Here is a 19,286-nt window from a genome sequence, read left to right as displayed (position 1 = left end):
GATACGAGATGACGCATCATCAGTTATCGTTTTTGCAGCATAAATCACGTGTACCCCTGCTGCATATCGGTGAATGGCTGAAGGGTCGCCATACTAATGATATGATATGAGTATTAGTGTTCGGGATTGCCCCGAACTCCACACTACAAAGGTTACCGTTATGATCATCGTTACCGGCGGCGCGGGCTTTATCGGCAGCAATATTATCAAAGCCCTGAATGACAAAGGCATCACCGACATTCTGGTTGTCGACAACCTGAAAGACGGCACCAAGTTTGTGAACCTGGTCGATCTGAACATTGCTGACTACATGGATAAAGAAGACTTCCTTATCCAGATTATGGCAGGTGAAGAGTTCGGCGAGATCGAAGCTATCTTCCACGAAGGCGCCTGCTCTTCCACCACCGAGTGGGACGGCAAGTACATGATGGATAACAACTATCAGTACTCTAAAGAGGTTCTGCACTACTGCCTGGAGCGTGACATTCCGTTCCTGTACGCCTCTTCTGCCGCAACCTACGGCGGCCGTACCTCTGACTTTATTGAATCGCGCGAATACGAGCAGCCGCTGAACGTGTACGGTTACTCCAAATTCCTGTTCGACGAATACGTACGTCAGGTTCTGCCAGAAGCGAATTCCCAGATCGTCGGCTTCCGCTACTTCAACGTCTACGGACCGCGCGAAGGCCACAAAGGCAGCATGGCGAGCGTAGCATTCCACCTGAACACCCAGTTGAACAACGGCGAAAGCCCGAAATTGTTTGAAGGTAGCGATGGCTTCAAACGCGATTTCGTCTACGTGGGCGACGTGGCGGCAGTGAACCTGTGGTTCTGGGAAAACGGTGTCTCCGGCATCTTCAATCTGGGCACTGGTCGCGCGGAATCTTTCCAGGCCGTGGCCGACGCGGCGCTGGCTTACCATCAAAAAGGCAGCCTCGAATACATTCCGTTCCCGGAAAAACTGAAAGGTCGCTACCAGGCGTTCACCCAGGCGGATCTGACTAACCTGCGTGCTGCGGGCTACGACAAGCCGTTCAAGACCGTTGCCGAAGGCGTGACGGAATATATGGCCTGGCTGAACCGCGATTCATAATCATGAGAATTCTGGTGATTGGCCCGTCCTGGGTGGGCGACATGATGATGTCGCAAAGTCTCTATCGCACGCTCAAGGCGCGCTATCCCCAGGCGATAATCGACGTGATGGCACCCGCGTGGTGCCGTCCGCTATTGTCGCGCATGCCGGAAGTCAACGAAGCGATCCCAATGCCGCTTGGCCACGGGGCGCTGGAAATTGGCGAACGCCGCAAGCTCGGGCATAGCCTGCGCGAGAAACGCTATGATCGCGCGTATGTCCTGCCGAACTCCTTTAAATCTGCCTTAGTGCCGTTCTTTGCTGGCGTGCCGCACCGCACCGGTTGGCGTGGCGAGATGCGCTACGGTCTGCTCAACGATGCGCGCGTGCTGGATAAAGCCGCCTGGCCGTTAATGGTCGAGCGTTACGTGGCACTGGCGTACGACAAAGGCGTGATGCTCTCGGCGAAAGATCTGCCGCAGCCGCTGCTGTGGCCGCAGCTGCAGGTGCATGACGGCGAAAAATCGCAGACCTGTAATGCATTTGGCCTGTCGGCAGAGCGCCCGATGATCGGCTTCTGCCCTGGTGCAGAATTCGGTCCGGCAAAGCGCTGGCCGCACTATCACTACGCCGAGCTGGCAAAACAGCTGATCGACGAAGGCTATCAGGTTGTACTGTTCGGTTCGGCGAAAGACCACGAAGCGGGCAACGAAATTCTCGCCACGCTGAGCAACGAACAGCAGGCCTGGTGCCGCAATCTGGCGGGCGAAACCCAGCTGGAACAGGCGGTTATTTTGTTGGCGGCTTGTAAAGCGGTCGTCACTAACGATTCCGGCCTGATGCACGTCGCCGCTGCGCTGAACCGCCCGCTGGTCGCGCTCTATGGCCCAAGCAGCCCGGACTTCACGCCGCCGCTGTCACATAAAGCGCGGGTGATTCGTTTGATCACCGGCTATCACAAAGTGCGCAAAGGCGATGCGGCAGAAGGTTATCACCAGAGTCTGATCGACATTACGCCGCAGCGTGTCCTCGATGAACTCAACGATCTGCTGTTGAACGATGAAGGATAACGAATGCGGGTCTTGATCGTAAAAACCTCTTCGATGGGCGATGTCCTGCACACGTTGCCGTCCCTGACGGATGCGATGCGCGCCATCCCCGGCATTCGTTTTGACTGGGTGGTGGAAGAGGGCTTCGCGCAAATCCCCACCTGGCATGAATCGGTAGACCGCGTGATCCCGGTGGCGATTCGCCGCTGGCGTAAAGCGTGGTTTTCCGCGCCGATTAAAGCCGAGCGCACAGCCTTTCGCGAAGCAATCCAGGCTCAGCACTACGATGCGATTATTGACGCCCAGGGGCTGGTCAAAAGCGCCGCGCTGGTCACACGCCTGGCGCACGGCGTCAAGCACGGTATGGACTGGCATAGCGCCCGCGAACCGCTGGCGAGCCTGTTCTATAACCGTCGTCACGCCATTGCTAAACAGCAGCACGCTGTTGAGCGCACCCGCGAGCTGTTTGCGAAAAGCCTCGGTTACGCGAAACCTGAAACGCAGGGCGATTACGCCATATCACAGCATTTCTTGCATGAAACGTCACCTGATGCCCAGCCGTACCTGATCTTCCTGCATGCCACGACGCGCGACGACAAGCACTGGCCAGAATCTCACTGGCGGGAATTGATCGAGATGCTTCGCAACTCAGGCCTGCGGATAAAACTCCCGTGGGGCGCACCGCACGAAGAGGCGCGAGCCAAACGTCTGGCCGAAGGATTTGATCACGTCGAGGTTCTGCCTCGCATGAAGCTCGATGGCGTTGCACAGCAACTGGCAGGTGCTACCGCCGTGGTTTCCGTCGATACGGGACTGAGCCACCTGACGGCAGCCCTCGATCGACCTAATATTACGCTTTACGGCCCAACCGATCCGGGCCTTATCGGCGGCTACGGAAAAAATCAAATTATCTGCCGCCCGAAAGATTCATCGCAGCTCAGCGACCTCAACGCCGCTGCGGTTTTTGCGCAATTAGAGCCTTTGCTGGCAGCAGAGAGAGCCTATGTCTGATTTTTTCTCAGCGGAGCGTCCGCCAAAACGCGTGCTGATCATCAAGCTGCGTCACCACGGTGACGTCCTGCTGACCTCGCCGGTCTTTACCGTGTTGAAAAAAAACTGGCCGGACGTGGAAGTTGACGTCCTGGTGTATGACGACACCCAGGCAATGCTCACCAGCCACCCGCACATTGACCAGGTGCATACCATTGGCCGCAACTGGCGTAAGCAAGGCTGGTTTGCTCAACTCCGCTTGTATCGCGCCCTGCTCAATACGCTGAAAGCGCGTCATTACGACGTGCTGATTAATTTGACCGAACACTGGCACGGCGCGCGTCTGGCGCGTCGTCTGAAACCGCGCGTGTCCGTGGGCTTTAAGCCGGACAAACGCGGCGGCCTGGCGCGGCGTCGCTGGGTGAAGTCTTTCACCACGCTGTACCCAGCCATTCAGGATAACAGCCGCCATATGGTGGAAGTGAACCTCGACGCCCTGCGCCGGATCGGGATTCATCCGCAAACCGAAGAAGATAAACATACGTTGTTTGTACCCGGCGACGCGGCCGAAGCCTCGATCGCAGAGAAACTGGCCGGATTCGGTGTTGCCAGCAAATCCTACATTCTGGTGCACCCAACCTCACGCTGGATGTTCAAAGCCTGGGACATCAAAAAGCTCGCGGCGACCATCGACAACCTCGCCTCGCGCGGGCTACCGATTATCCTTTCCGCTGCACCGTCGAAAGAAGAGACGGCGTATATGGACGAGCTGCGCGCTGCGCTCAGGCAGCCGGTATTTGATTTAAGCGGTCAACTCAACCTGAAAGAGCTGGGTGCGCTGATGAAACACGCACGGATCTACTTCGGCGTAGACTCCATGCCGATGCACCTCGCCAGCGCCGTCGGAACGCCAACCGTGGCCATCTTCGGCCCGACGGGTGCCATCAAATGGGCGCCGTGGGGCGTGAACTATCGCGTCATCACCGCAGGATTCACCTGTCAGCCGTGCGGCAAAGCGGGCTGCGGCGATGGTGGCGTGTCGGACTGCATCACGGCGATTACGCCTCAGCAGGTCCTGAGCGCCATTGATACGCTGCTGCTGGAATATCCTGCATGAAGCTGGCGATCGTCCGACAAACCTATAATCCCAACGGCGGCGCGGAGCGCTTTGTCTCGCGCGCGCTGAACGTGCTGGCGCAGGATACCGCGCTGGATGTGACGCTGATTGCCCGCCAGTGGGAAGATGCTTCAGGCTGGCAGACGCTGACTGTGAATCCGCCGTTTCGTAACCGCCTGAGCCGCGAATCGGGCTTCGCCGAAGCCGCCGCTGCACAGTTTGACCAATTCGACATTGTTCAGAGCCACGAACGGATTCCGGGTGCGACCATTTTTCGGGCAGGTGATGGTGTTCATGCCACCTGGCTTGAACAGTACAATCGCATTTTGTCGCCGCTGGCGCGCTGGGCGCAGTCCCTCAGCCGCTACCATCGCTATATTTTGCAGGCCGAAGCGCAGATGTTTACCCATCCACAGCTGCGCAAAGTGATCTGCAATTCGCGGATGGTGCGCGACGACATCGCTCGCCGGTTTGCCCTGCCGGACGATAAATTGACGGTGATTTATAACGGCGTTGATACCCAACATTTCAGCCCTGACGTGCATGCACTGTCGCAGCGCGACGCGTGGGGAATCCCGCTCAATGCGCCGGTGCTGGCGTATGTCGGTTCCGGTTTTAGCCGCAAAGGGGTGGCGACGGCGCTGCGTGCGATTGTGCCGCATCCGGATGTCTGGCTACTGATCGCCGGGCGTGATAAACACGCACGCAAATTCGAAAAACTGGCTCAGACGCTCGGCGTGGCGTCTCGCGTACGTTTCCTTGGGCCGGTCGCCGATGTGCGCCAGGTGTATGGCAGTGCCGATGCGCTGGTCCTGCCTACGCTTTACGATCCCTTCCCGAATGTCTGCGTCGAAGCGCTGGCCTGCGGTCTGCCGCTGCTGACCAGCCACGGCTGCGGTGCGGCGGAGTGGATCGAAGAAGGCGTTAACGGCTGGGTGCGCGATGCGCTGGACAGCAACGGCTACCAGCAGGTGGTCGGCGAATGGCTTAAAGGCCGGGAACTGGGTCGGGATTATTCAGCAGCGGCACGCGCCACTGCTGAACCTTATACCCTGGAGAGAATGGCGAAAGAGTTACAGTCGCTCTATCAGGATCTGCTGCGCTGAGCGGCGTTAGAGAAAACCTTCTCCATCGCATCGAGCATACATTCGCGGGTGAAATGGGCGCACAGGTAGTCGTATCCCTGCTGCGCCAACGTCTCGCGAAGATTTGCATCGTCATACAGTTTCACAATCGCTTCTTCCAGCGCAGATTCATCGCGCTGCGCAATCAATAACCCGGTTTTACCGTCGATCACCGCATCCGCTGTTCCACCGGCATCGGTAGCAATGGTTGCAATGCGCGAAGCCAGCGACTGTAAGACGCCCTGAGGCACGCCTTCCATATCGTGCGAAGGGCTGAGGGCAATATCAAACGCCGGGAACCAACGCTCCGGATCGCTGCGATGCCCGGCCAACAGCACCCGCTGCTGTAAACCTAAACCGGTGATTTCCTGTTCCAGCGTCGCTTTATGCGGCCCTTCGCCGACAATGGCCAGCTTAATGCGTGGGTTGTCGATCTTTGCCAACGCACGCAGCAGCACGCTGTGGCCTTTGTTTGGGCGCAGATGCGATACCACGCCGAGCCAGAAATCATCCTGCGTTAATCCGCAATGCTCACGGGCCTGTTGTTTATCGGCGGGATGAAAACGTTGCGTGTCCACGCCGCTTGGGACTGAGGTGCTTTGCGCCATTGGCACACCGATATCCGCAACCTGATGGCGCAGCGCTTCGCCCGTAGTTACGATATGGGCGCAGGCGGTGCGAAACAGCCAGCGGGTTGTCCAGTTTTTGCGCGGCACGCCTGAGGCATGGCGAGTACGCACCAGCGGCACCGGATTTGAGAGCGTCAGATTGGCGAGTGCCACCAGCCAGGTATCAGCAGAATTGTGACTATTGATGACATCAATAGAATGCCGATTGTTTTTTAACCAGGTGCGCAGCAATTGCAGGTTTTTAAGGTTTTTGCGCTTTAGCGGCATCGTCACCACCGTTAGTCCCGCTTCACGGGCTAAAGCGTGCAGCGGCGCGGTATCCGGGCAAAGAATCGTCACCTGATGACCACGCTGAATCAGCCCTAACGATTCGTTAATAATGCGCAGAGGCTGCCCGCCTTTGCCACCGTCTGCTTCAGTGTGAACAATATGCATACATTTCCTGTCAATGGGCTGTAACCGGCTTATTCTGGGCATTATATACATTGCAGGCACTGGAATGCACAAAGTCAATATTCAGCACGAAGTCGCAGATTATTCTTGCTTACAAACATTGTCCTTCTGTCGTTAAAGCTTCTGTGGTACTTTTCTCTCGCTTTTATTCCCATCGGGAATCCGTGGAATTATCGTATCGCATTGTTAACTAACCGGTATAAAAGCCTAAATTCTTAACCAGTACCATAAATATGACAAATATTCGCAACATCCTGACGGGCCTTTTAGTACCGGCTGTACTGGCTTTATGTTTTATCTGGCCAATTCCGAATGACCAGCTACCTTTCCACCGCAATGGCCTGATCTATCCCATCATCGCAGTGGCATTGGGTCTCTTTTTTAGCTCAGCCTCAGCCAAAAAAAATCTTGAGTTCAAAAAAATCAAGTTCGTTCTTATTACGGTATGGGTTTTAACTTTCTATATCCTGATAAACGGCTTTTTTGTTGCACCTGATATTAAAGAGATGGTCTCTACCTGGGACGGCCAATGGTTGCGCCCGGTGCTGCTTTTCTGCGCAGGCCTGGTGTTATTACCTGCCATTCAACGCCAGTATCCTTCTATTTCAGCCGCCCGATATTTCACGCTGATTGTCCTCTTTTTCTGGGGCGTCGTGTGCATCCATTTGCTGGATACAGTCTGGCTCTACTGGCGCGATGGCGTGATTCACTGGGGCGAAACGCGGATTGTTTATAACCGCACGCGCATGAGCTTCCAGGTGAACATGATCACCGGATTCCTGATAGCGGAACTCCTCGCTCGCGGCTTGATGCACCAGCGTTTTTTACGTCTGAAAACGCCGTTCCTGGCCTTCATGCTGCTCTGTAACCTGATTTGTACTGCCTTAGTGGATACTCGTTGGGGCACCATCGGCCTGGTCGGAAGCTTATTCTCGACGTTTATTCTGTTAAGCCTGCACAGCATGAGACGCAGCCGGGTCATTTTCACAGCTGGGATGTTATTCATCATTCTCATCGCCTCAGCATTACTCGGTTATGCATCCTGGAAAACCGATCCCCGCTGGCAGAGTCTGGAAAGCGATGCGGTGACTGGCTGGAATGCGCCTTTCACCAGTTTTTGCTATAACAAAACCAATGGGACCTTACCGCGTAACGACGAAGGTCGCCCAATGAACCATTCCAATGGCTGCCGCGCCAGCTACTTCCATCAGGGCTGGAAACTGGTCGCTGAACATCCTGCTGGCATGGGCCCACGCAAAGAAGCGTTTCGTTACGTACTGCGCCGCGATACTCAGGATAACCGGATCAATATTCCCCACAGCCACTATGGCTTAATTGAGTTTGGTATTCAGAACGGGTTTGCCGGCATTGCTGGCTGGCTGATTCTGCTGGCGGGCTGCTGGTACGTTGGCTGGCGTGAGTTCCGCCATGGCAATACCATGTTGGGGATGTTCTTGCTGCTGTTCACGATTGGTTTCTTCTCCAGAACCATGGTCGACCACAACCTGAAAGACCACTATCTGGAGCAATATATGCTTTTGACCGGGCTACTGATCGGGATGTGCGCACTGCGTACTGAAAAAACAAAAGAACCGAATTCCTGAGCATAATTTCCTTGCGCCGATGCTAATGGCATCGGCGCACTCATTTCCATCCGAACTCTTTAGCCAGCCGGCTGTCGAAATGCCATCGCACGCTACGGTTGAACACGTTGATCGCGGCTATACTGCGGAATAATACGGAGCAAGCATGTCTGGAACGCCTCAATTAAGCCTCATCGTCGCTGTTTATAACGGCGAACCCTTCCTGAGTGCTTTTTTTGACAGCATTAAGAAACAGAACCTGGAAAGCCTCGAACTGATCGTGGTGAATGACGGTTCCACTGATGGTTCTGCGGAAATTATCGCGCGCTACGCCAGTGAATTCAGCGACTTTCAGGTGATTGACCAGCCCAACGGCGGTGTTTCTGCTGCGCGTAATACGGGTCTGGCAGTCGCGAAAGGGGAATATGTCGCGTTCCCTGACATCGACGATGTTATCTATCCGGGAATGTATCCGCGTTTGCTGGAGATCGCCTATGCGGGCGATCTGGACGTCGCCACCTGCAACGGAACCTATATATACGATGACGGTCGTCCGTCGAAAAAGATTTTTCCGTCTGACAAGCTGGCGTCCACGGGTGTTCTGGATGGCCCAACGTGGCTGCAAATGGCGCTGGAATCACGCAAGTTCCTGCATGTGACCTGGCTGAATATTTATCGCCATGCCTTTATCAAAGAGCAGGGTTTTACCTTCGAACACGGTCTACGCCACCAGGATATCCCGTGGACGACAGAGGTACTGCTGACCGCCAAACGCGTGCAGTATGTGGATGAAGTTTTTTATGATTATCTGATCCACTCGGCCTCGGTTTCCCATACACCGGGTACTGACGATACGCGGATGCGCTCATCTCGCCACTATATGAAAATACTGGAAATGCTGGAGGCCATTAATCAGCGCCATCCGGAACAGGTGAAGCGCGTCCCAGCCTGCCACTGGCAAATTGCCAAAGAGGGCCTCGGCATCCTGCACAGCATCAACAATATCGAAGACATCGCGAAAAAGCGTGAAATCACGCAAGAGCTTTTTGATCGCGGTATCTGGACGATGATCTGGCAAAATGCACGCGGGCTACGTCAACGCTGGCGTCTGGGACGTCGCTATTTTCGTCTTAAAAAAATTCTCGGCTAACGGATATTATGAGCAAACTCAAACTACACGCAGTTTCACGCGCCGATTTTATTGCTAAAAACTACGCAGATTTTCAAACGTTGCTGGATAACCGCGTAAACCCGGACAGCATTCCTGAGCGTTTTTACTGCGGTGGCCGTGGTGGATGGACTTTCCAGACCACGCTGGCACTGAAGCATTATTATGGCGATGACATTGAGTGTTCATTCGGCTCAGAGTGCCGGGCTGATGCCATCAATCTGATGCACAACGATGACTTTGGCTCACGCGTTAAGCCGTGGCGTGGAGTGACCGTAGTCGCTCGCGCTGACCGTCCACCTGTCGTTGGCGCAGATGTCGTGGTCGATCAAAACCCAGAAGTCGACGGCCACAGCAACCGAATTTTTGTGCCTTACTGGCCGCAGCCCGGCGTTAAGCCGCGCGAGCGTACCGATGAAACCGTGAAAACCGTCGCTTTCTTTGGTCGCGTCGACAGTTTCCCGTCAGAGTATCGTGAAGGTAATTTCAAGCAACGCCTGGCAGAGCAGGGCATTGAACTGCGAATTTCGTTCGATAACTGGACGAACTATCAGGACGTCGATGTGTGTATCAGCTTCCGTAAATCGCACGACCACAAACTCGCCCGTAAACCTGCCAGCAAGCTGATTAATAGCTGGCTGGGAAAAACGGTGATGGTCTGTGACGACGAACCCTCTTACCGCGCCATTCGCGAAAGCGAGCTGGATTACCTGATTGCCAAAAACCCTGACGAAGCGTTTGAGGCGATTATGCGCTTAAAAAATTCTCCTGAGCTGTATCGTCAGATGCGTGAGCAGGGTGATAAACGTCTGCAGGTCTATTCCCGTGAAGCGGTTGCCGCACGCTGGTATGCCCTGTTTGAGGATATCTGGCGTAAAGGATTGCACAATCGCCCCACACTGGTTCGCGCACTGCGCTTCGGATTGGGTAAAGCCATTCGTCCGCTGACTAAAAAGTTCTGAGTTGGATTGAGTCTGAACATGTTCAAAACATCTACATCATCATCACTCACACCGCGCCGCAATGTGATGCGCACGCTGGTGTTGACGCTGGCTTTCCTGGTGCTGTTTTCGCTTTCCGAAATCATCATTTTATTAAAAGACCACGTTTACCAACCGAAGGCTGGAGACATCTCGCTTTATCTGATCATTTCGCTGTTAGCGGCCGTGAGCGCACGTTTCTTCCTCACGCGGCTTCTGCTGGCAGTCACATTTATTGTGCAGATCTCAGAAGCGGTCTATTACCAGTTTTACGGTCAATTCTACGGCCCGAGCGAAGTCTGGCTGGCTTTTGTTGAAACCAAAGACATCGCCAGTGGGATCACCGACAGCCTCGGTTCGCTGGGCATCTACTTTGCGATCATGATCGTTGCAGTGGTATTTGCACTGGTCTTTACCCGCCGAATGGCCCCGCAGTGGCACAAATGGCTCGCGATGCCGTGTCTACTGGCTATTATGGTCATGTTCGCGGGTCAGTTTTACAAAGCGGTCGACGGGCAGATGTATAAATTCAACCCCGATCTGCGTCATTCTCTGCTGCGTAACGGTTTGTCTGCGATGAGCTTTAGCGCCATGCGCCTGATCCCGGAAGCCCTTTCTGGCGAAAACCAGAGCGTCACGCATTACGAACCTTATCAGGTCACGCCAGTAGAAGGCACGCACGCAGGAAAGTACTCAATAATCCTGGCGATTGGCGAAAGTCTGAACCCGCATCACGTCAGTGCTCTGGGCTACGAGCGTGATACCACGCCTGAACTGAAAGCGCTGATGCAACAGTATCAGGGCACCGGTCGCCTGATTGTCTCTAACGCCGTGTCAACGCGCGTTGCCATTCCGATGCTGGTGAATAACCTGCGCGAACCGGATAACTACGGCGCGTATAAATCGAAATCGACCAATATCTTTGCCAATGCGAAAAAACAGGGCTATCAGACCGCATTCATCTCGGCGCAAGGTCTGGAAGGGCTGAGTAACTGGATTGGCATACACGATATTGATCTGTGGGAGGATACGCAGATTCGCCCGGCTCCAGATGTCGGTGCAGATGTGGTCCTGACGCCTTCCGTCGAAAAAGCCACGCTGGACTGGGACAAGCCGTTCCTGATGGTGCTCAACAGCCGCGCACCGCATATCCCTTACGAGCGCAACATTCCGCAGGGCTTTGCGAAATTCTCCACGCCACGCCTGAGCGATGACGTCGCACAGAAGAAAAATGAGTACGACGATGCCGTTCGCCTTTACGACAAAGAGTTAGCCTCCGCCATCCGTACGACGATGGCTAAGTCCAAATTGCCGGTACTGGTCTTTATCACCTCAGATCACGGCGAACGTGTGGGTGACGGTGGGCTGTTCGGCCACTCCGTTGTCGAAATGCCGATTGCGCAGGTGCCATTCCTCTATTTCAGTAACGATCCGGCGTATTCGATGAATGCGATTAGCCCGCAAATGCCGTTAAACCACTTCCAGGTGGCGACGCTTATCAACAAAATGCTGGGCTATTCGGTCAACAACCCGAATCAAAAAGACGACAGCTTCTTCATCACCGGCGGTGATATTCGCGGCCTGTCGGAGCGTGTGACCTATCATCTGAATGCGCTTCCTGAAGCGGAGCGTTAATCCGCAAGAGATAAAACGGGCAAGCAATTGCCCGTTTTTTTTGCCCTAAATGAACGTAACACAGTCAACCGGGCGAGCAAAAACGCCAAAGAGATAGCTTTAACCCGCCTAAATGCTTAGAATTTGCCCGCCGAAACTAAAAAACGGATAATCGCTTGGAATTGTTGTATACCGCCCTGCTCTACATTATTCAGCCACTGGTGTGGCTGCGACTGCTGCTTCGTAGCCGTAAAGCGCCTGCGTATCGAAAACGCTGGGCTGAACGCTATGGCTACTGCCGCAATAAAGTCGCCCCGGACGGTATTTTGCTGCATTCCGTTTCTGTCGGCGAAACGCTGGCGGCGATCCCACTGGTCCGCGCATTGCGCCACCGCTATCCTTCATTGCCGATTACCGTCACAACAATGACCCCAACCGGCTCAGAACGTGCCATGTCGGCCTTCGGTAAAGACGTGCATCACGTCTACCTGCCCTACGATTTACCCTGCGCCATGAACCGTTTCCTTAACACCGTGCGCCCGAAGCTGGTGATCGTGATGGAAACCGAACTGTGGCCGAATATGATTTCCGCTCTGCATGCCCGTAAAATTCCGCTGGTTGTCGCCAACGCGCGCCTGTCGGAACGTTCGGCTAAAGGGTATGGCAAGCTGGGCAGTTTTATGCGTCGCTTGTTGTCTAAAATTACGTTGATTGCCGCCCAGAACGAAGAAGACGGCGCGCGATTCATCTCGCTGGGACTGAAGCGCAACCAGCTCGCCGTCACCGGCAGTCTGAAATTTGATATTTCCGTCACGCCAGAACTCGCTGCCCGCGCCGTCACGCTGCGCCGCCAGTGGGCTCCACGCCGCCAGGTCTGGATTGCCACCAGTACTCACGACGGCGAAGAAGAGATTATCCTGCAGGCGCATCGTAAGCTGCTGGAGAAATTCCCCGATTTGCTGCTGATTCTGGTTCCTCGCCATCCGGAGCGCTTCAAAGACGCGCGTGAAATGGTGCAGAAAGCCGGTTTTAGCTTCATCCTGCGCAGCAGCGGTGAGATCCCGACCGGCAGCACTCAGGTGGTGATTGGCGATACGATGGGCGAACTGATGCTGTTGTACGGAATTGCCGATCTGGCCTTCGTGGGTGGAAGCCTGGTTGAGCGCGGTGGTCACAACCCGCTGGAGCCGGCCGCACACGCCATTCCAGTGCTGATGGGGCCACACACATTTAACTTCAAAGATATCTGCGCTAAATTGCAGCAAGCCGATGGCTTAATTACCGTAACTGACGCGGATTCGGTGGTGAAAGAAGTGTCGACTCTGCTCACCGACGAAGATTACCGCCTGTGGTACGGCCGCCATGCCGTCGAAGTACTGCATCAGAATCAGGGCGCACTGACCCGTCTGCTGCAACTTCTGCAACCTTATCTGCCTCAGCGGAGCCATTAATGTCAAAGCGTCTGTCGGTCGTGATGATCGCCAAAAACGCCGCTGACCTGCTTCCGGAGTGCCTGGCCTCTGTTGCCTGGGCCGACGAAATCGTCCTCCTCGATTCAGGAAGCCGCGACCACACCGTTGACGTCGCACGCACCGCAGGTGCAAAGGTTTTTGTCGATACGGACTGGCAAGGCTATGGCATTCAGCGCCAGCGCGCGCAATCTTTTGCCACCGGTGACTATGTGCTGATGATCGATACCGACGAGCGCGTGACACCGGAATTACAGCAATCCCTTCAGTCCGTTCTGACGTCACCACAGCCCGGAGCGGTTTACAGCATCGCTCGTCGTAACTATTTCCTCGGGCGCTTTATGCGCCACAGCGGCTGGTATCCCGATCGGGTAATGCGTCTTTATGAGCGTGAACGTTATCAGTACAACAGCAATCTGGTGCATGAATCGCTGGACTGCGCGCACGCCGAGGTGATTAACCTGCAAGGCGATTTGCGCCACCTCACCTGCCGGGACTTTGCCAGCTTCCAGCGCAAACAGCTCAGCTATGCAACCGCATGGGCACAAGAACGCCACCAGCGCGGCAAGAAGGCGTCGCTGGCAGGAATCTTCGCTCACACACTGGGGGCATTTCTGAAGACGCTGGTACTGCGCGCAGGCATTCTGGATGGCAAACAGGGCTGGTTACTGGCGGTGGTGAATGCACAGTATACTTTCAATAAATACACCGAGCTGTGGGCATTGAACCGCGGCTACTCAGAGAAAGCGTGAGCCATGAGCACAAAAGCGATTTATCCGGGTACCTTCGATCCGATTACCAATGGTCATCTTGATATCGTCACCCGCGCGGCCAGTATGTTCGACCGGGTGATTCTGGCCATTGCCGCCAGCCCAAGTAAAAAACCGATGTTTGATTTGGATGAACGCGTCGCGCTGGCAACCGCTGCCATTGCACATCTGCCGAATGTAGAAGTGATGGGATTTAGCGATCTGATGGCCAACTTCGCCCGCGCACAGCAGGCCAATATCTTGATTCGCGGGCTGCGTGCCGTCGCTGATTTTGAATATGAAATGCAGCTGGCGCACATGAACCGTCATCTGATGCCGGAACTCGAAAGTGTGTTCCTGATGCCGTCGAAAGAGTGGTCGTTTATTTCATCGTCACTGGTGAAAGAGGTGGCGCGCCACGAGGGGGATGTGACGCACTTCCTGCCTGCAAACGTCCATCAGGCGTTGATGGATAAGCTCAAGTAACTTACTTCTGGCACTGGCGGCAGTAAAATGTCGCCCGCTGCGCATGTTTCGACGCCACAATCGGCGTACCACACACCCGGCACGGCTCCCCTTTTCGACCATACACCTGCAATTCCTGGGCAAAATAGCCCGGTTTCCCGTCGCTTTGCAGGAAATCCTTCAGCGTGGTTCCCCCTTGCTCAATTGAGCGCAACAGGACCGCTTTAATCACTTTTACCAGCAGCTCACACTCGATGTCAGAGAGCGAAGAGGCAAGCCTGTCAGGGTGGATCCCGGCGGCAAAAAGTGATTCGCTGGCATAAATGTTACCGACGCCCACCACCAGTTTGTTATCCATCAGCCAGGGCTTGATTGGCGTTTTCTTCTTAGCGCACTTCGCCTTAAGGTATTCAGCGTTAAACGCCGGACTGAGCGGCTCAGGACCCAGATGAGCCAGAACGCTGTGCCCTTCGAGTTCTTTAGTCCACAGCCATGCGCCAAAGCGTCGCGGATCGGTGTAACGCAACACTTTACCGTTGCTCATCACCAAATCGACGTGGTCGTGTTTCTCAGCGGGTAGCTCTTGCGTGAGGATACGCAGGCTTCCGGACATTCCCAGGTGGATGATAATCCAGCCGTCGGGCAATTCCAGCAGCAGGTACTTGGCGCGACGCTGCACGCTGAGCACAGGCTTATCACTGAGAGCGTGGATCTCATCGGAAACAGGCCAGCGCAGGCGACCATTGCGAACGATAGCATGAAGAATGGTTGCGCCTACCAGATGCGGCTCTATCCCGCGACGGCTGGTTTCTACCTCAGGTAATTCAGGCATGTTTCCTCCATTGAGATACACAGAATGCAAAAAACCCCGCGATTGCGGGGTTTTTCTTCAAAGAACTCTAAAATTATTTAATTTTAGCTTCTTTGTACAGTACGTGCTGACGGACAACTGGATCGAACTTTTTCAGTTCCAGTTTTTCCGGTTTAGTACGCTTGTTCTTCGTGGTGGTGTAGAAGTGACCTGTACCAGCAGAAGAAACCAGCTTGATTTTCTCACGAATACCTTTAGCCATGATTTATTTCCTCGTTAAGTACTTAGTACTTTTCGCCACGGGCACGCAGTTCGGACAGAACTGTATCGATGCCTTTCTTATCAATAACACGCATACCTTTAGCAGATACACGCAGGGTGACAAAACGCTTCTCGCTCTCAACCCAGAAACGGTGAGAGTGCAGGTTCGGCAGGAAACGGCGTTTAGTCGCGTTCAGTGCGTGGGAACGGTTGTTACCGGTCACCGGACGCTTGCCAGTAACTTGGCAGACTCGGGACATGTCTATTCTCCAAAAATCAAATTAGCTCGAGCTTCGTATGGGGTATCGGCGCCTCGTCAGGCTTTACAGCCCGGTCATCGCGGTTCTAAGCGAACTCTCGATTGCCAGGCCCAAATGCCAAACCCGAGATTCTCAAAGGTGGCGTAGTATACGCTGACTCGACGATGTGCTCAAGTCCCGAACAGACAAAGATCCCGATGGATCGCGCGAAATGGTTTAAATCCAACCATGTTCGGCAAAAGAAACATACTCTCCACGACCGATAACTAAATGGTCAAGCACACGAATGTCCATGAATTGACAGCATTTGATGATACGTTCAGTGATCTCTTTGTCAGCTTGACTCGGTTTAGCGCAACCCGAGGGGTGATTATGCGCGAGGATCACGGCGGCTGCATTCACTTTTATCGCTTCACGCACAATTTCTCGCGGATGAACCTCTACGTGACTCAATGTGCCGGAAAACAGACGGCTGTGTTTTAGCACCCGATTTTGGTTATCAAGAAAGATCACCATAAAGATCTCACGCTCCGCATCAGAGAGCTGGCTTTGCAAGAAATCCCTCGTCATTTCAGGGCTTAACAGGGGATTATCATCCAGCATACGCACGCTGTGGTAGCGCCTTGCCAGCTCGGCTATCCCTTTAAGCTGAGCATACTTGGCGACACCAATTCCTTCGACATGCTTAAATTCTGGCAGTTCGGCAGTCAGCAAACCGTACAGCGAGCCAAAATGCTGCAAAAGCTCTTGTGACAATACAAACACACTTTTCCCAGGCGTACCGGTACGTAGAAAAAGCGCCAGCAGTTCGGCATCGGTCAGTGATGTAATGCCGTATTGCAGCATTTTTTCTCGCGGTAGTAATAGCGGCAACGTGAAATCCATATCCCTTCTCCCTGCTTTTCGATCATGCTGACACAGGAATCCTTGTCGTTCGACAGGCACCTTTCGTTCTTGCGTAACGCCTCGCAAAGTGAAGCACGCACAAAATCACGCCACTTTTTGGATTGTGATAAAATGCCCGCTCTCTGGTGAAACCCAACAGGAAAGAATCATGATGAGCCTGGCCGGTAAAAAAATCGTCCTCGGCGTGAGCGGCGGCATTGCTGCCTACAAAGCGCCGGATCTGGTGCGCCGTTTGCGCGAACGCGGGGCCGACGTGCGGGTCGCAATAACCGAAGGCGGCAAAGCCTTTATCACGCCACTGAGCCTGCAGGCCGTTTCGGGATATCCGGTATCTGACAGCCTGCTTGACCCTGCTGCCGAAGCCGCGATGGGCCATATTGAGTTAGGGAAATGGGCCGACCTGGTTATCCTTGCCCCCGCAACGGCGGATTTAATCGCGCGCGTCGCGGCTGGAATGGCGAACGACCTGGTCTCCACCATTTGCCTGGCTACACCTGCCCCGGTCGCGGTTGTCCCGGCGATGAATCAGCAGATGTACCGCAACGCAGCTACTCAGCATAATCTTGAGATTCTTTCCTCTCGCGGTCTGCTGATCTGGGGCCCGGATAGCGGCAGCCAGGCCTGTGGCGACATTGGCCCCGGCCGTATGCTGGACCCCCTTGCCATCGTCGATATGGCCGCCGCCCATTTCGCCCCTGTCAACGACCTGCAACATCTCAACATCATGATTACGGCGGGGCCAACGCGCGAACCGCTGGATCCCGTGCGTTACATCACCAACCACAGCTCCGGTAAAATGGGCTTTGCCATTGCTGCGGCAGCGGCGAAACGCGGGGCAACGGTCACGCTGGTAAGCGGGCCGGTCTCGTTACCGACACCAGCGTTGGTGCAGCGTATTGATGTGACGACGGCGCTGGAAATGGAAGCCGCTGTTCAGGCTCACGCTCAGAAACAGCAAATATTTATCGGCTGTGCGGCCGTTGCTGATTACCGTGCAGAAACCATTGCCGATGCGAAAATCAAAAAGCAAGGCGATGAATTAACAATAAAAATGGTGAAAAACCCCGATGTTGTTGCCGGTGTTGCCTCACTAAAAAGCCATCGACCTTACGTCGTTGGATTTGCCGCTGAAACGAATAATGTGGAAGAATACGCCCGTCAAAAACGCATCAGCAAAAATCTCGATTTGATTTGCGCGAACGATGTTTCGCTGGCGACGCAAGGATTTAACAGCGACAGCAATGCTCTGCACCTTTTCTGGCAGGATGGAGATAAAGTCTTACCGCTTGAGCGCAAGGAACTCCTGGGCCAACAATTACTGGACGAGATCGTTACCCGTTATGATGAAAAAAATCGACGTTAAGATTCTGGACCCGCGTGTTGGTCAGCAATTCCCGCTACCAACTTATGCCACAACCGGTTCTGCGGGTCTTGACCTGCGCGCCTGTCTCGACGATGCCGTAGAATTGGCTCCTGGCGCTACCACGCTTATCCCGACTGGTCTTGCGATTCACATTGCCGACTCGTCACTGGCCGCTGTCATCCTGCCGCGCTCAGGTCTGGGCCATAAGCATGGCGTGGTGCTGGGAAATTTGGTTGGACTTATCGATTCTGATTACCAGGGCCAACTGATGGTTTCTGTCTGGAACCGTGGTCAAGATAGCTTCACCATTGAGCCAGGCGAACGTATCGCACAGATGGTCTTTGTGCCGGTAGTTCAGGCTGAATTTAATCTGGTGGAAGATTTTGACGCCACCGATCGCGGCGAAGGCGGCTTCGGCCATTCAGGGCGCAAATAAGCCCACGATACGCATCTCACAGCGTCATAACGCGATAACATACCGCAAACGACAGTTTGCGGTCGCTGCGTGGATGCCAGCCGTAAAGCGCTTATTTTCAGGGGTATTTTGTAACATGGCAGAAAAACAAACCGCGAAAAGGAATCGTCGCGAAGAAATACTTCAGTCTCTGGCTCTGATGCTTGAATCCAGTGATGGTAGTCAACGCATCACCACCGCAAAACTGGCGGCCTCTGTGGGCGTGTCAGAAGCGGCGCTGTATCGTCATTTCCCCAGCAAAACGCGGATGTTTGATAGCCTGATCGAATTTATCGAAGACAGTCTGATCACCCGTATCAATCTGATTTTAAAAGACGAGAAAGACACCACCTCGCGCTTACGTCTGATTGTGCTGTTGATTCTGGGCTTTGGTGAGCGTAATCCGGGTTTGACCCGCATTTTGACGGGTCACGCGCTGATGTTTGAGCAGGACAAGCTTCAGGGGCGCATCAATCAGCTTTTTGAACGCATCGAAGCCCAGCTGCGCCAGGTTCTGCGTGAAAAGAAAATGCGTGAAGGCGAAGGATATGTCACTGACGAAACCTTACTGGCCGGGCAGCTTCTGGCTTTTTGCGAAGGTATGCTCTCGCGCTTTGTACGCAGCGAGTTTAAATATCGCCCAACGGATGATTTTGACACCCGCTGGCCGTTAGTTGCCGCTCAGTTACAGTAATATTTTTGCCGGATGGCGGCGACGCCTTATCCGGCCTACGTGAATCGTAGGCCCGGTAAGCGCAGCGCCACCGGG

Annotated in this window: 20 protein-coding genes; 15 read left to right on the top strand and 5 right to left on the bottom strand. The window is 54.4% G+C overall.

Going from position 1 to position 19,286, the window contains the following annotated elements:
- Positions 1–160 precede the first annotated feature (160 nt).
- Genes rfaD through C3708_RS14795 form a run of 5 tightly spaced genes read left to right on the top strand, consistent with a single transcriptional unit; the run spans position 161 to position 5,334 of the window.
- Positions 161–1,093, top strand: a complete 933-nt coding sequence (rfaD, locus tag C3708_RS14815) for an ADP-glyceromanno-heptose 6-epimerase (protein ID WP_103947720.1) — start codon at positions 161–163, stop codon at positions 1,091–1,093.
- A 2-nt stretch (positions 1,094–1,095) separates the two neighbouring features.
- The gene (gene rfaF, locus C3708_RS14810) at positions 1,096–2,142 is read left to right on the top strand and encodes an ADP-heptose--LPS heptosyltransferase RfaF (RefSeq protein WP_095280174.1); all 1,047 of its coding nucleotides are present in this window, start codon (positions 1,096–1,098) and stop codon (positions 2,140–2,142) included.
- Between the two features lie 3 nt (positions 2,143–2,145).
- Entirely contained in the window at positions 2,146–3,132 is a 987-nt protein-coding gene (gene rfaC, locus C3708_RS14805) for a lipopolysaccharide heptosyltransferase RfaC (RefSeq protein WP_103950288.1), read from the top strand.
- A complete protein-coding gene (gene rfaQ, locus C3708_RS14800; RefSeq protein ID WP_103950287.1) occupies positions 3,125–4,228 on the top strand; it encodes a putative lipopolysaccharide heptosyltransferase III in 1,104 nt (367 codons plus the stop codon). The genes rfaC and rfaQ overlap by 8 nt, the downstream gene beginning before the upstream one ends.
- Positions 4,225–5,334, top strand: a complete 1,110-nt coding sequence (locus C3708_RS14795; RefSeq protein ID WP_103950286.1) for a glycosyltransferase family 4 protein — start codon at positions 4,225–4,227, stop codon at positions 5,332–5,334. The genes rfaQ and C3708_RS14795 overlap by 4 nt, the downstream gene beginning before the upstream one ends.
- Here C3708_RS14795 and C3708_RS14790 read toward each other — a convergent pair.
- Positions 5,316–6,416: a glycosyltransferase family 4 protein gene (locus C3708_RS14790; protein WP_103950285.1), complete on the bottom strand. Its 1,101-nt coding sequence runs from the start codon at positions 6,414–6,416 to the stop codon at positions 5,316–5,318. The genes C3708_RS14795 and C3708_RS14790 overlap by 19 nt on opposite strands.
- Before the next feature lie 251 nt (positions 6,417–6,667).
- Here C3708_RS14790 and C3708_RS14785 point away from each other — a divergent pair, with 251 nt between their 5' ends.
- From C3708_RS14785 to coaD, 7 genes are all read left to right on the top strand, one after another.
- Positions 6,668–8,038, top strand: coding sequence for an O-antigen ligase (locus tag C3708_RS14785; protein ID WP_103947714.1), 1,371 nt, complete (start codon positions 6,668–6,670; stop codon positions 8,036–8,038).
- A gap of 145 nt (positions 8,039–8,183) precedes the next feature.
- Entirely contained in the window at positions 8,184–9,167 is a 984-nt protein-coding gene (locus C3708_RS14780; protein WP_103947713.1) for a glycosyltransferase, read from the top strand.
- An 8-nt stretch (positions 9,168–9,175) separates the two neighbouring features.
- Positions 9,176–10,147 carry a hypothetical protein gene (locus C3708_RS14775; RefSeq protein ID WP_095280162.1) on the top strand — a complete coding sequence of 324 codons (972 nt, stop codon included), beginning with the start codon at positions 9,176–9,178 and terminating at the stop codon, positions 10,145–10,147.
- Positions 10,148–10,165: 18 nt separating this feature from the next.
- Positions 10,166–11,800, top strand: a complete 1,635-nt coding sequence (locus C3708_RS14770) for a sulfatase-like hydrolase/transferase (RefSeq protein ID WP_103950284.1) — start codon at positions 10,166–10,168, stop codon at positions 11,798–11,800.
- Between the two features lie 155 nt (positions 11,801–11,955).
- Positions 11,956–13,230 (top strand): lipid IV(A) 3-deoxy-D-manno-octulosonic acid transferase, encoded by a 1,275-nt coding sequence (gene waaA / locus C3708_RS14765; protein WP_103950283.1) that lies wholly within the window; start codon positions 11,956–11,958, stop codon positions 13,228–13,230.
- On the top strand, positions 13,230–14,000 hold the full coding sequence (locus C3708_RS14760) for a glycosyltransferase family 2 protein (protein WP_103950282.1): 771 nt from the start codon (positions 13,230–13,232) through the stop codon (positions 13,998–14,000). Before waaA ends, C3708_RS14760 begins: the two co-directional genes overlap by 1 nt.
- Before the next feature lie 3 nt (positions 14,001–14,003).
- On the top strand, positions 14,004–14,483 hold the full coding sequence (gene coaD / locus C3708_RS14755) for a pantetheine-phosphate adenylyltransferase (RefSeq protein ID WP_103950281.1): 480 nt from the start codon (positions 14,004–14,006) through the stop codon (positions 14,481–14,483).
- A 1-nt stretch (position 14,484) separates the two neighbouring features.
- Here coaD and mutM read toward each other — a convergent pair whose 3' ends face one another.
- From mutM to radC, 4 genes are all read right to left on the bottom strand, one after another.
- The gene (gene mutM, locus C3708_RS14750) at positions 14,485–15,294 is read right to left on the bottom strand and encodes a bifunctional DNA-formamidopyrimidine glycosylase/DNA-(apurinic or apyrimidinic site) lyase (protein ID WP_095280154.1); all 810 of its coding nucleotides are present in this window, start codon (positions 15,292–15,294) and stop codon (positions 14,485–14,487) included.
- 73 nt (positions 15,295–15,367) lie between these two features.
- A complete protein-coding gene (gene rpmG, locus C3708_RS14745; RefSeq protein ID WP_003024094.1) occupies positions 15,368–15,535 on the bottom strand; it encodes a 50S ribosomal protein L33 in 168 nt (55 codons plus the stop codon).
- A gap of 22 nt (positions 15,536–15,557) precedes the next feature.
- A complete protein-coding gene (gene rpmB, locus C3708_RS14740; RefSeq protein ID WP_002436699.1) occupies positions 15,558–15,794 on the bottom strand; it encodes a 50S ribosomal protein L28 in 237 nt (78 codons plus the stop codon).
- A gap of 216 nt (positions 15,795–16,010) precedes the next feature.
- Positions 16,011–16,679 (bottom strand): DNA repair protein RadC, encoded by a 669-nt coding sequence (gene radC / locus C3708_RS14735; protein WP_103950280.1) that lies wholly within the window; start codon positions 16,677–16,679, stop codon positions 16,011–16,013.
- Positions 16,680–16,851: 172 nt separating this feature from the next.
- Here radC and coaBC point away from each other — a divergent pair, with 172 nt between their 5' ends.
- The 3 genes from coaBC to slmA all read left to right on the top strand — a co-directional run bounded on the left by coaBC (position 16,852) and on the right by slmA (position 19,211).
- On the top strand, positions 16,852–18,063 hold the full coding sequence (gene coaBC, locus C3708_RS14730; RefSeq protein ID WP_103947758.1) for a bifunctional phosphopantothenoylcysteine decarboxylase/phosphopantothenate--cysteine ligase CoaBC: 1,212 nt from the start codon (positions 16,852–16,854) through the stop codon (positions 18,061–18,063).
- Positions 18,041–18,499 (top strand): dUTP diphosphatase, encoded by a 459-nt coding sequence (dut, locus tag C3708_RS14725; RefSeq protein WP_165790643.1) that lies wholly within the window; start codon positions 18,041–18,043, stop codon positions 18,497–18,499. The genes coaBC and dut overlap by 23 nt, the downstream gene beginning before the upstream one ends.
- Before the next feature lie 115 nt (positions 18,500–18,614).
- Positions 18,615–19,211 carry a nucleoid occlusion factor SlmA gene (slmA, locus tag C3708_RS14720; RefSeq protein ID WP_095280150.1) on the top strand — a complete coding sequence of 199 codons (597 nt, stop codon included), beginning with the start codon at positions 18,615–18,617 and terminating at the stop codon, positions 19,209–19,211.
- The last annotated feature ends 75 nt before the right edge of the window (positions 19,212–19,286 follow it).

The organism is Lelliottia sp. 7254-16, assembly GCF_002922995.1.
Classification (GTDB): domain Bacteria; phylum Pseudomonadota; class Gammaproteobacteria; order Enterobacterales; family Enterobacteriaceae; genus Enterobacter; species Enterobacter jeotgali.
The sequence above is the reverse complement of the archived record's forward strand: the minus strand, read 5'-3'. Positions and strand labels throughout refer to the sequence as shown.